Source organism: Alsobacter sp. P4_H11 (genome assembly GCF_056400925.1).
In genome coordinates, this window is sequence record NZ_JBFUKI010000012.1 from 40,562 (window position 1) to 52,781 (window position 12,220).

General features: G+C 65.7%; 12 protein-coding genes. 2 read left to right on the top strand and 10 right to left on the bottom strand.

Translation table 11 applies throughout. The features are described 5' to 3' along the window. Window positions 1-13: 13 nt before the first annotated feature. From AC1DSZ_RS19645 to AC1DSZ_RS19660, 4 genes are all read right to left on the bottom strand, one after another. Window positions 14-802, bottom strand: a complete 789-nt coding sequence (locus tag AC1DSZ_RS19645) for an amino acid ABC transporter ATP-binding protein (protein WP_280514675.1) — start codon at window positions 800-802, stop codon at window positions 14-16. 12 nt (window positions 803-814) lie between these two features. After that, complete coding sequence (locus AC1DSZ_RS19650; RefSeq protein ID WP_476840037.1) at window positions 815-1,999, bottom strand: amino acid ABC transporter permease; 1,185 nt, start codon at window positions 1,997-1,999, stop codon at window positions 815-817. Window positions 2,000-2,009: 10 nt separating this feature from the next. Beyond that, complete coding sequence (locus AC1DSZ_RS19655; protein WP_476840038.1) at window positions 2,010-3,203, bottom strand: amino acid ABC transporter permease; 1,194 nt, start codon at window positions 3,201-3,203, stop codon at window positions 2,010-2,012. A gap of 101 nt (window positions 3,204-3,304) precedes the next feature. After that, window positions 3,305-4,324 (bottom strand): amino acid ABC transporter substrate-binding protein, encoded by a 1,020-nt coding sequence (locus AC1DSZ_RS19660; RefSeq protein WP_476840039.1) that lies wholly within the window; start codon window positions 4,322-4,324, stop codon window positions 3,305-3,307. Between the two features lie 262 nt (window positions 4,325-4,586). On the opposite strand from AC1DSZ_RS19660, the gene metC reads away from it, so the two are divergent. After that, on the top strand, window positions 4,587-5,774 hold the full coding sequence (gene metC / locus AC1DSZ_RS19665; protein ID WP_476840040.1) for a cystathionine beta-lyase: 1,188 nt from the start codon (window positions 4,587-4,589) through the stop codon (window positions 5,772-5,774). A 13-nt stretch (window positions 5,775-5,787) separates the two neighbouring features. Here the strand turns inward: metC and AC1DSZ_RS19670 are convergent, their stop codons facing one another. The 3 genes from AC1DSZ_RS19670 to AC1DSZ_RS19680 form a co-directional block, all read right to left on the bottom strand. Further along, window positions 5,788-6,327: a TIGR02391 family protein gene (locus AC1DSZ_RS19670; RefSeq protein ID WP_476840041.1), complete on the bottom strand. Its 540-nt coding sequence runs from the start codon at window positions 6,325-6,327 to the stop codon at window positions 5,788-5,790. Further along, a complete protein-coding gene (locus AC1DSZ_RS19675) occupies window positions 6,308-6,976 on the bottom strand; it encodes a hypothetical protein (protein ID WP_476840042.1) in 669 nt (222 codons plus the stop codon). Before AC1DSZ_RS19675 ends, AC1DSZ_RS19670 begins: the two co-directional genes overlap by 20 nt. A gap of 1,038 nt (window positions 6,977-8,014) precedes the next feature. Further along, window positions 8,015-8,293, bottom strand: coding sequence for a GIY-YIG nuclease family protein (locus tag AC1DSZ_RS19680; RefSeq protein WP_476840043.1), 279 nt, complete (start codon window positions 8,291-8,293; stop codon window positions 8,015-8,017). Between the two features lie 357 nt (window positions 8,294-8,650). Between AC1DSZ_RS19680 and AC1DSZ_RS19685 the strand changes: the two genes are divergently transcribed. Next, window positions 8,651-9,085: a hypothetical protein gene (locus tag AC1DSZ_RS19685; protein WP_476840044.1), complete on the top strand. Its 435-nt coding sequence runs from the start codon at window positions 8,651-8,653 to the stop codon at window positions 9,083-9,085. A 168-nt stretch (window positions 9,086-9,253) separates the two neighbouring features. On the opposite strand, the gene AC1DSZ_RS19690 is transcribed toward AC1DSZ_RS19685, so the two are convergent. The 3 genes from AC1DSZ_RS19690 to AC1DSZ_RS19700 all read right to left on the bottom strand — a co-directional run bounded on the left by AC1DSZ_RS19690 (window position 9,254) and on the right by AC1DSZ_RS19700 (window position 12,121). Further along, complete coding sequence (locus AC1DSZ_RS19690) at window positions 9,254-9,658, bottom strand: host attachment family protein (protein WP_188519664.1); 405 nt, start codon at window positions 9,656-9,658, stop codon at window positions 9,254-9,256. A 239-nt stretch (window positions 9,659-9,897) separates the two neighbouring features. After that, window positions 9,898-10,569, bottom strand: coding sequence for a transglutaminase-like cysteine peptidase (locus AC1DSZ_RS19695; protein WP_476840045.1), 672 nt, complete (start codon window positions 10,567-10,569; stop codon window positions 9,898-9,900). A gap of 265 nt (window positions 10,570-10,834) precedes the next feature. Further along, on the bottom strand, window positions 10,835-12,121 hold the full coding sequence (locus AC1DSZ_RS19700; RefSeq protein ID WP_476840046.1) for a cystathionine gamma-synthase family protein: 1,287 nt from the start codon (window positions 12,119-12,121) through the stop codon (window positions 10,835-10,837). Between the last annotated feature and the right edge of the window lie 99 nt (window positions 12,122-12,220).

The following is a 12,220-nucleotide window of genomic DNA, read 5'->3' on the forward strand; positions in this document are numbered from 1 at the left end:
CCCGGCTCCCGGCTTAGTGCAGGATCTGGCTGAGGAAGAGCTTGGTGCGCTCGTGCTGCGGGTTCTTGAAGAACTCGTCCGGCGTGTTCATCTCGACGATCTGGCCGGCGTCCATGAAGATGACGCGGTTCGCGACCTGCCGGGCGAAGCCCATCTCGTGGGTCACGCAGATCATCGTCATGCCCTCCATGGCGAGCGACACCATGGTGTCCAGCACCTCCTTGACCATCTCGGGGTCGAGCGCCGAGGTGGGCTCGTCGAACAGCATGATCTTCGGGCTCATGCACAGCGACCGCGCGATGGCGACGCGCTGCTGCTGGCCGCCCGAGAGCTGGCCCGGATATTTGTTGGCCTGTTCGGGGATCTTGACGCGACGCAGGTAGTGCATCGCGATCTCCTCGGCGTCCTTCTTGGGCAGCTTCTTCACCCAGATCGGCGCGAGCGTGCAGTTTTCCAGGATGGTGAGGTGCGGGAAGAGGTTGAAGTGCTGGAACACCATGCCGACCTCGCGGCGGATCTCGTCGATCTTCTTGAGATCGTTGGTGAGCTCCGTGCCGTCGACGATGATGCGGCCCTTCTGATGCTCCTCAAGCCGGTTGATGCAGCGGATCATGGTCGACTTGCCGGAGCCCGACGGGCCGCAGACCACCACGCGCTCGCCGCGCTTCACCGTGAGGTTGATGTCGCGCAACACGTGGAACTCGCCGTACCACTTGTTCATGTCGATCAGCTCGATCGCGGTTTCGTTCTTGAGCTGGGCGGGCGCCAGGGCGGCGGGCGTCGTTGCGAGTGCGGATGACATGGTGGAACTCCCTTACCGTTTGTCGGCCCGCGCCAGGCGCGCTTCCACGCCCCTCGCATAGCTCGACATCAGGTAGCAGCAGATGAAGTAGAAGATGGCGGCGTAGAGATAGCCCGTGGCCGAGACGGTGGGCGCGCCCCAGGTGGGGTCGATGCGCGCCGCCTCGATGGTCTTCAGGAAGTCGAAGATGCCGACGATCACGACCAGGGTCGTGTCCTTGAACAGGCCGATATAGGTGTTGACGATGTTCGGGATGGTGATCTTCAGCGCCTGCGGCAGGACGACCAGCGTCATCATCTGCCAGTAGCTCAGGCCCATCGCCATCGCGCCTTCATATTGCCCGCGCGGCAGCGCCTGCAGGCCGGCGCGCACCACCTCGGCCATGTAGGCGGCCGCAAACAGCGCGATTCCGACCAGCGCGCGCAGGAGCTTGTCGGGCTGCAGGTAGTCCGGCACGAACAGCGGCAGCATCACGCTGGCCATGAACAGCACGGTGATCAGCGGCACGCCGCGCACGAACTCGATGAAGATGACGCTTATGAGCTTGGCGGCCGGCATGGTCGACCGGCGCCCCAGAGCCAGCAGGATGCCGAGCGGCAGCGACACCACGATGCCCACCGCCGAGCACACGATGGTGACCAGGATGCCGCCCCACAGGTTCGTCTCGACATTGCGCAGGCCGAGCCAGGGCGCGCCGACGAGCAGGATGTAGGACAGGATCGGCAGCACGACGAAGAAGTAGACCCCGCCGAGATCGCGGCGCGGCGCCTTCAGGTTGAGCAGCCACACCACGCCGATCGCCAGCAGGGCGAAGAACACGTTCACCCGCCAGCGCTGCGACACCGGGTAGGAGCCATAGGTGAAATAGGCCGCGCGATCCCAGATGAACGCCCAGCAGGCGCCCACCGCCGTGCGCTCGGGCGTGTAGATGCAGACGTCGCGATTGGCCCCGCTCCACACCGCGTCGAAGATCGCGAAACGGAGGAAAGGCGGGATGATCCAGGCCAGCAGGAGGCCGATGATGATCGTGAGCGCAATGTTCACCGGCCCGGTGAACAGGTGCTCGCGCATCCACGCCACGGGGCCGACCACGCTGTAGGGCGGCGGCGACGGCGCGAGCGTTGTCCGGCTCACATAGGCCGGGCCGGGATCCGCGCGCGGCGGCGTCGGGAAGGAGGAAGCGTCTGCGGTCGTCATGGCGCGCCCCTCACCGCTCAACCAGAGCTTTGCGATTGTTGTAGATGTTCATCACGAAGGACGTGCCCAGGCTGATGGTGAGATAGACCATCATGGTGATGCCCACGACCTCGATCGCCTGCCCGGTCTGGTTCAGCACCGTGCCGGTGAACACGTTGGCGAGGTCGGGATAGCCCACGAACACCGCCAGCGAGGAGTTCTTGGTGAGGTTGAGATACTGGCTGGTGAGCGGCGGGATGATCACCCGCATCGCCTGCGGGATGATGATCAGCTTGGTGGTGATGTTGGGCCGCAGCCCCAGCGCGTAGGCCGCCTCGGTCTGCCCGTGCGACACGGCCAGGATGCCGGCGCGCACCACCTCGGTGATGAACGCGCCCGTGTAGATGGTGAGGCCGAACAGGAGCGCCAGGAACTCCGGCTGCAGCACCATGCCGCCGCCGATGTTGAAGCGCGTCGCGGCAGGATAATCGAACGCGATCGGCCGGCCGGCGAGAAGGAACACCAGCACGGGCAGGCCGATGACCAGCCCCAGCGTCACCCAGCCGACGGGCGCCTGCGCGCCGGTCGCCTCCTGCCGCTTGCGCGCCCACCAGCGGAACGCGATCGTGCCGACGACGCCAAGGCCCAGCGCCAGCCAGACGAAGTCGAAGGCGGGCTCGGGATCCGGCCGGGGCGAGAACAGGCCGCGATTGTTGAGGAAGATGCCGAAGGGCAGCTGCGCGCTGTCGCGCACGCTGGGCAGCGCCTTGAGCACGGCGTTGTACCAGAACAGCAATTGCAGCAGCAGCGGCAGGTTGCGGACGATCTCCACATACCAGCGCGCCACCCCGGCCACGAGGATGTTCTTGGAGAGCCGCGCGATGCCCATCGTGAAGCCGAGCAGCGTGGCCAGCACGATGCCGACCACCGCGACCAGCAGCGTGTTCAAGAGGCCGACCCAGAACGCCTGCCCGTAGGTGCTGTAGCGCTCGGAATAGTCGAGCAGCGTCTGGCTGATCGGGAAGCCCGCGAGGTTGTTCCAGAAGCCGAGCCCGGTGGCGATCTTCTGCCGCGACAGGTTCTCGTGCGCGTTGCTGACCGCCACATAGACCAGGAAGCCCAGGCCCACGCACAGCAGGACCTGAAACGCGACGCTGCGCACCTTTGGGTCATAGAGCGGCGAAACTTTGGGCCGCGCGGACGCAGCCTCGGTCTGAACTGACATGATCCCGTTCCCCACTCCCCGACGACCTTCTAGCAAGCGTCGTTCCACTTGCGGCCGTCGTGATGCGGGGCGTGGTTGATCCACGCCCCGCGGTACTCAGATCAGCGGATCGGGGGCGCGTATTGCAGGCCGCCCTTGTTCCACAGCGCGTTGAGGCCGCGCTTGATCTTCAGGGGCGAGCCCTGGCCGACGGTGCGCTCGAAGCTCTCGCCGTAGTTGCCGACGAGCTTGATGACGCGATACGCCCAATCGTTAGGCAGGCCGAGCGCTTCGCCGAACTTGCCCTCGGTTCCGAGCAGACGCTTGATGTCCGGGTTGTCGGACTTCAGCATCGCGTCGACGTTCTTCTGGTCGACGCCGAGCTCCTCGGCCGTGACCTGGGCGTAGCCGACCCACTTCACGATGTCGAACCACTGGTCGTCGCCATGGCGAACGGCCGGTCCGAGCGGCTCCTTGGAAATGATCTCGGGCAGAACCAGGTGGTCGTCCGGCTGCGCCAGGCGCAGGCGCTCGGCGTAGAGGCCCGAGGCGTCCGTCGTGAAGGCGTCGCAGCGGCCGGCCTCGTAGGCCTTCAGCGTCTCGTCCGACGACGCGAAGGTCACCGACTTCAGCTGGATCTTGTTGGCGCGGAAATAGTCAGCGAGGTTGAGCTCGGTGGTGGTGCCCTGCTGCACGCAGACGGAAGCGCCGTTGAGCTCGAGCGCGGACGCGACCTTCAGGCTCTTGCGAACCATGAAGCCCTGGCCGTCATAATAGTTCACGCCCGTGAAGTTGAGCCCGAGCGAGGTGTCGCGCGAGATCGTCCAGGTGGTGTTGCGGACCAGGACGTCCACTTCGCCGGACTGCAGCGCCGTGAAGCGGTCCTTGGCGGACAGCGGCACGAACTTCACCTTGGTGGCGTCGTTGAACACCGCCGCCGCGATGGCGCGGCAGAAGTCGACGTCGAGGCCGGTCCAGTTGCCCTGGGCGTCAGGCTGGCCGAAACCGGCGAGGCCGGTGTTGGAGCCGCACTGCAGGAAGCCCTTCTGCTTGACGTTGTCGAGCGTGCCGGCCGAGGCCGACCCGGCGACCAGCGCCGCGACGGCGCCGAAGGCGGCCGAGACGAGAATGTTGGTTTTCATCGGAAAAAAGCTCCCACTCCGTGATTTTCGCCCCTGTTTTCAAGGGGTCTGGTCCGACCTGCGCGCGCAGTGCTCTGCGTCTTGGCAGGGCCCGGAATGGCTGCATCTCATGTGACTTTCGGCGTGCGGTCAAGGGCTTGGCCGCCCCTCTTCGGCCAAGGCCTCGCCGAAGTCCGGCCACCTTCGGGGTTGACGCGGCCGGATGTCGCTGCACCCTTTGCGCCCTCGCCTGCCCCGACGCCCCAAGTTGCGGAATGCCCCGATGAAGAAGCTCACCGAAGAAGACCGGCGCAAGCTGGCCGTCAGCACCCAGCTCGTGCATGCGGGCCGCGACCCCTCCGAGCAGCACGGCTTCGTCAACACGCCGATCTATCGCGGCTCCACGGTGCTCTACCCCACCTATGACGACATCCTCCACCGGCGCGGGCGCTACAGCTACGGCACCAAGGGCACGCCCACCATCGAGGCGCTGGAGACCGCCTGGACGCAGCTCGCCGGCGCGGCCGGCACGGTGCTGCTTCCGTCGGGCCTCGCCGCCATCGTGGTGGCGCTGCAAACCTGCCTCAAGGCCGGCGACCACCTGCTGGTCACCGATTCGGTCTACCGCCCCACCCGCGAGCTCTGCGAGGGGCTGCTGAAGAAGTTCGGCGTCGAGACCACCTATTTCGACCCCGCGCTGGGCGCCGACGTGGAACGGCTCTTCCGCCCCAACACCACCGCCATCCTCACCGAGGCGCCGGGCTCGCAGTCTTTCGAGATGCAGGACGTGCCCGCCATCGCGGAGGTCGCGCATCGTCATGGCCTGTGCGTGCTGATGGACAACACCTGGGCGACGCCGATCTATTTCCCCCCGCACGCGCGCGGCGTCGACATCGCCATCGAGGCGGGCACCAAATATCTCTCCGGCGGCTCGGACCTGCTGATGGGCGTGGTCTCGGCCAACGCCGAGTGGTTCCCGCGCCTGCGCAAAACCTTCGACCTCACCGCCCCCTGCGCCGGCCCCGAGGACGCCTTCCTGTGCCTGCGCGGCATCCGCACCATGGCGCTGCGCCTGCGCGAGCACGAGAAGCAGGCCCTCCACATGGCCCGTTGGCTGGAGGCGCGCCCGGAAGTCCACCAGGTGCTGCACCCGGCGCTGGAAACCCACCCCGGCCACGCCCTGTGGAAGCGCGACTTCCTCGGCTCCTCGGGCCTCTTCTCGGTGCTCCTGAAACCCGCCTCCCCCACCCAGCTCGCCGCCCTGCTGGACGACCTGAAGCTCTTCGGCATGGGCTACAGCTGGGGCGGCTTCGAAAGCCTCGTGATCCCGTTCGACTGCGCGACCTACCGCACGGCCACCACCTGGGCCCCGCCCGGCCCGGCCCTGCGCTTCCACATCGGGCTGGAGGATCTGGAGGATCTGAAGGGGGATCTGGACGCGGGGTTTGCGCGGATGCGGGGGGTGGTGTGAGGGGGTGGACTCTCTAGCCACCTACCTTCGCGACGCGCGCTTTGCGCAGGAGATGCTGCGCAAAGACTATCAGCTCAAGAGCAACATTTTGGTCCTCTATCCAATCGAACTCATGGACAACTGGATTTCTAATGCCAAGCATAGCCCCAGAGTACAAACGCATGTATCCTTTTTGCTCATCTAATTCAGATCTCGTTGTTCTGGTGGTCCAGTGAAGCAGGGGATTATGCGGCGAGAATATCGTTTCCATGAAATTCGTTCCATTTGAAGCCTGCGGACCTACTTTATCCTCAATATATTTCTCTATTGCTTTATATGCCTGCTGAACTGCAAGTGAGTAGTGACCAGAAACGAAAAGATCACGTGAAACAGCCACTATCTCAGGCTCAGTGACCATCTGCGTGAATATATTCGCTGAGCCCGCATTGTCAGCAGTGAGGCTGGCAGTTCCCAGCATCCTTGGTGCTGGCAGCCCAAGAACTGAGCGCGCCAAGCCGGCTTCGAGGACAAACTCCTGAAACTGGCGCAGGCGATTAACGAGTGGGATCGTCATGCAAGTAGCGCCTCATTGCGGCGAAAATGCTTTCGATTTGGTCCGTTCCAGCGTCTGCGCTGATATGGATCTGAACGTTAATGTTAAGCGGATAGCTCTCGCTGTAGGAGCGAGGTGAGGGAGAGGCCGCTCTCTGGCTTGCAGCACTGATTGTCTTTGGTTTAGAGACAGACGTTCCTCGCGGCTGCTTACCAGTATCTGGCTTTTTTGTCGCGACCGCGCGACCGGGGGCCTCATTTGGCTCTCGACTACTGAGCAGCAGGTAAGTTGCCGCTTTATTTCCTGCCGCGCCCTGACCAAGCCCTTCGTGAAGAAACCAACTCACGACCTTCTGTCGATCTGCTTCTCCCGGTGGCGCGACATCCAGCAGTCCTTCGGGGTAGATAGCGGCAATTATCTCATCGACTGCTTCAACATATGTCTCATCTAACCGCCATTTCTGCGCCAACGCAGTGGCCTTGTTGTCTTCTGAAAGTATTTTCGCCCTTTTAAGCTCCAGAATGTACTGTCGTGATGCAGCGTCTTGAACTGCAAGTTGCACACTTAGCAATCGTTCATCAATAGTTGTGCTCGGCGCGCGCTGTAGAATGTTGCGAACGCCCCACCAAACGGTACTCGGTATTTGGGGAAAAGAATTTTTGTCAGCCATCGGTTCATCTCCGTTAGGTGAAATGTTCCACAGCCGAGGCCATAGTCAACTCGATTATCTCGATAATCACACCCTGGATCTCACTGCCTTGTGGAAATCTATTTCGATTGTGCAATTTATTCTATGCGTATAATTTTCGCGGGCAGACATTAACATCTCCAAAGACCGGAACAGTAATCCAGATCGCAGGTTATTCCCGCTTGAACAACGTTTTTCATGAGGATCATCGCAACCGTGCGATAAACAAGGTCACTTTGGAAAGATTACTGTTCGATGCAGGGCCTGGGTTCTGCATCAGCGTCTGGCTCTGGATCCCCTTCCGCTCCGCGCCAGTGGCGCTCCGGCCGGGGATGACGGCAGGGTGAGCCGGCGCCGTCCAACCGCACAGGGCCGCACTCTCTCCGTCATCCCCGGCGGCGCGCAGCGCCGGGAAGGGGATCCAGGGGACTGGGCCCGGCATGACGTGTGTGGCTCTGGATCCCCTTCCCCTCCGCGCCTTCGGCGCTGTGGCCGGGGATGACGGCGGGGGTGGGCCGGCGCCGTCCAACCGCATAGGGCCGCACTCTCTCCGTCATCCCCGGCGACGCGCAGCGCCGGAAACGGGATCCAGGGGACTGGGCCCGGCGTCGCGCGTGTGGCTCTGGATCCCCTTCCCCTCCGCACCTTCGGCGCTCCGGCCGGGGATGACGGCGGGGGTGGGCCGGCGCCGTCCAACCGCACAGGCCCGCACTCTCTCCGTCATTCCCGGCGGCGCGAAGCGACGGGAAGGGAATCCAGGGGACTGGGCCCGGCATCGCGCGTGTGGCTCTGATCCCCTTCCCCTCCGCGCCAGTGGCGCTCCGGCCGGGGATGACGGCAGGGTGAGCCGGCGCCGTCCAACCGCACAGGGCCGCACTCTCTCCGTCATCCCCGGGGGCGCGCAGCGCCGGGAAGGGGATCCAGGGGACTGGGCCCGGCATCACGTGTGTGGCTCTGGATCCCCTTCCCCTCCGCGCCTTCGGCGCTGCGGCCGGGATGACGGCGGGGGTGGATCGGCGATCAATCGGCGGCGAGTTCGAGCCATTGCGGGTTGGCGGCTTCGATGAGCTTGAGTTTCCACGCCCTGTTCCAGCCTTTCAGCTGTTTCTCGCGGGCAATGGCGTCCAGCGCGGTTTCGAAGCGCTCGACATAGATCAGGCGCAGCACGCTGTATCGTCCGGTAAAGGACGAGGCGCGGCTAGCCCGGTGTTGCTCCAGGCGACGCGGAAGATCGCGCGTCACGCCCACATAGAGCGTGCCGTTGCGTTGGCTGGCGAGGATGTAGACAGCGAACCGCATGGGCGAGCTTGGCGCCGGCAAGGCGCAACCCGCCACTGTCGGGAGGTTGAACCCGTTCGCAGGTGCGATGCATCCTAACCGGAGACGGCCGCACTCTCTCCGTCATCCCCGGCGGCGCGCAGCGCCGGGAAGGGGATCCAGGGGACTGGGCCCGACATCCCGCGTGTGGCTCTGGATCCCCTTCCCCTCCGCGCCTTCGGCGCTCCGGCCGGGGATGACGGCGTGGGTGGGCCGCCCCGCTCAACTCTTACGCGAACTAAGCCTTGGACCAGCCCACCCGCGCGGCCTAGGCTGCGTTTCCTGCAATCGCAGGTTTGCGCCTCCCCGCCCCTATTCTTTCCAAAAGGCTGTCCCCCCATGAACCTCCTCTCCAAGCTCTCCGTCGCCGCCCTTGCCCTTTGCGCCGTCGCGGGCGCCGCGACCCAGGCCGAGGCGGCCAGTGGGGCCGTGCGGCTGCGGATCTTCAAGGCCGGGTTCGTGCTGGGCGGGTCGGCCGGGGAAGGGACGCTGGTGTTCGGGGGCCGGCGCTATCCGTTGTCGATCGGCGGGCTGAGCTACGGGTTCACGTTCGGCGCGTCGGAGACGCGCTTTCGCGGAACGGTGAGCAACATTCGCCGGCCGTCGGACATCGCCGGCGTCTACGCGCAGGCCGGCGCCGGCGCGGCGGCCATCAAGGGCGCGCAGGCGGTGGTGCTCACCAACCAGAACGGCGCCGTGCTGACGCTGGCCGGCGAGCAGACCGGCGTGATCGTCAGCCTGGACCTGAGCGGGCTGGCGCTGGGGCTGAAGTAGCGCCTCGGGCGCGACGCCTGCCGCAAGCCGCCGGAATACGGCTCGGCGGCGCGGTGGCTCTGCTTGGCCGGGCGCGGCCGCCGGCTGGCGCGAAATCAGAAAATGGCGGGGGCGCAGGCCCTCGCCATCTCGATAGGCCGACCGACCCCGGGCCGATCGCGGTTGGCGTCAGGCGGCGGCGAGCGTCTTCTCGATGTCGCGCACCGCGTGGCCGGTGAGGTCTTTCGCGATCTCATGCTGGAGAACGGCGATCAGCGCCTTGTGGTAGTGCTTGCGCAGCTCGCCCAACGTTCTCGGCGCCGCGATGATGACGAGGCTCGAAATGGCGCCGTCAAGGACCTGGCGATTGAGAAGGTTTGCGGCGCCGGCGGCGAAACCGTCCTCCGCAGCCTGGCTTTCGTCGGGATTGGCCGCGCTGCTGTGATGGCGGGCGCCCGAGCTGGCGCTTTCGCTCTCGACATGAGCCGTCGGCATGGCCGAGAGCTTCATTTCACGTTCGTCGCCGTGGTTTTTGAGCATGACCAGCTTTTCGCCGTCGATCACCGCGACAATGGCTCCTAAGGGAAGGATCATCGGAAATTCCTTTAACGATAGGGGCATGGCCGCCGGATTGGCGGCGTCGCCCTGACCGTCAACGCCCGAGATGGTCGATCGATACGCGAAGCAATCCAGCCTTGAGGCCCGGCAGTTAGGCTGGATTGCTTCGCCTCTGGCTCGCAATGACGGCGAGGCGGTGGGATGGTCGCGACGTCCGGCCGGAGAATGCCGGCGGCGTTAAGACGCGAGCGGCGAGTTGGGGCGCTAAGGCGCCCTCAGCGCTGGCCGGAGGCGACGCGGGCGGTGCGGGCGCCGACGCCGCCATTGGCGCGCTTCAGGGCGACAAGGATCTGCGTCGGCGGAGCGGTGAAGACCCACTGGCGCGGCGCGTCCTGGGATTGGCGGGTGAGGAAGAAATAGCCGGTGCTGCGCCAGGGGCGGATCTCGTCGCGCTTGTTGTCGAGCACGAGGTCGCCGCTGTCCGTGACGGCGGTGAGCACGGCGTGGCCCTCGCCGTTCTGGTCGATCACGGCCGTCATCAGGAGGCGGCCGGAGGGCCAGCCGAGCGCCATGAGCTTGCGGCGCTTCAGGAGGGCGAAATCCTCGCAGTCGCCGGCGCCGTCGTCCGGAAAGCCCCAGACGTCCGAGACGCCGTAGTGCTCCAGGTCGGTGACCTGCCGGATGGTGTCGTTGACGCTGCGGTTCACGGCGTCGAGCTCGGCCATGCGCTCGGGCGTGGTGCGGAAGGCGGCGGCGTCGCCGCGCGCCGTGCACTCGCCGGGGTTCTTGTCGCAGAAGGGGTAGAAGGCCTTGGGCGCCGGCGCGACGCCGCTCACCGTCATGGCGAGCTGGCTGCCGCCCTGGGCGGCCCCGACGCTGCGGGGCTTGGCGTCCGCCGGCGCGTGGGCGCAGGCCAGCAGCATCACCGCGAGGACCGCCGTCCCCAAGCCTCGAATCGCCCCCATCCGACCAACCCCCAGTTGCGGAGATGGCAGCTTGAGGCTGCGCCCCCGGGGTCGTCATCCGGATAGTTCCCTACGCGGAGGAAGAGCTTGGCGGTGAGTCTTTCGCGCCACAGTTGGGGGTGAGACGCCGGATCACCCTCTCGTCATTGCGAGCGCCAGCGAAGCAATCCAGCTAATGCCAGGCATTTAGACTGGATTGCTTCGCCTCCGGCTCGCAATGACGGTGGAGGGGTTGCAGACAGCCCCCTTAAGCGATCGTCTCCAGCGCCTGGGCGAGGTCGGCGATGAGGTCGTCGGCGTTCTCGATGCCGATCGACACCCGGATGGTGGCGTCGCTGACGCCGAGCCGGTCGCGCACATCCTTGGGGACGCCCGAATGCGTGGTGGAGGCCGGGTGGCAGGCGAGCGATTCGGTGCCGCCGAGGCTGACCGCGAGCTTCACGATCTGCAGCGCGTTGAGCACCTTGAACGCCTCCGCCTCGCCGCCGCGCACGTCGAACGAGAAGGTTGAGCCCGGCGCCTCCGATTGCGTCTCGTAGACGCGCCGCTCGGGCGAGCCCTCCGGCAGGAAGCCGAGGAAATACACGCCCGTGACGCTCGGGTGCCGGCGCAGCCACTCGGCCGCCTTCTCGGCGTTGGCGTTGGCGGCGCGCATGCGCAGCACCAGCGTTTCCAGCGAGCGGCCGAGCATCCAGCAGGAATGCGGATCGAGCTGCGTGCCGATGGCCGAGCGCAGGAGGCGGATGGGGCGGATGTGGTCGTCCGAGCCCAGCGCCGCGCCGGCGATCAGGTCCGAATGGCCGCCCACATATTTGGTGAGCGAGTAGAGCGACAGGTCGGCGCCCTGCTGAATCGGTTTCTGAAACACCGGCCCTAACATGGTGTTGTCGCAAGCGATCAGCGGCCGGTCGCCCTGCTTTCGGCCGATGGCCTCCGCGACGCGGCGCACGGCCGCGATGTCGACGATGGAGTTCATCGGATTGGACGGCGTCTCGATGAAGATCATCGGCACGCGGCCCATGGCTGCGGCGGCTTCCGCGGCCGCCATCATGCCGGCCTCGTCGACGCCGTCGCCCAGCGGCGCGGCCTTGATGCCGAAATTGGCCAGCGTCTTGGTGATCAGCGTCTCGGTGCCGCCATAGAGCGGCTGCGAGTGGAGGATCACGTCGCCCGGCCGCGCATAGGCCAGGATGCTGGTGGAGATCGCCGACATGCCGGAGGAGAACAGCAGCGCCTTCTCGGCGCCCTCGAACACGGCGAGCCGGTCCTCAACGATCTCGGCGTTGGGGTGGTTGAAGCGCGAATACACGAGCCCGGCCGTTTCGCCGGCTGGCAGGCGCTTGCGGCCGGAGACGTAGTCGAAGAACTCCTTGCCGTGCTCGGCCGACGTGAACACGAAGGTGGAGGTGAGAAACACCGGCGGCTTCACCGCGCCTTCCGACAGGGTCGGGTCGTAGCCATAGCCCAGCATCAACGTCTCGGGCGCGAGCTTGCGGTTGCCAAGCGTGTCCTTGTGGTAGCGTTTCTCGGCCATGGGGGCGGTCCTGCTGGTGGGGGTTGGTTGCGGCGAGACTAGCATGGTTGCGGGGGTGGGTGGGGGCTTGGAGCGGTCCTTCTCCCCCGGGAGAAGGTG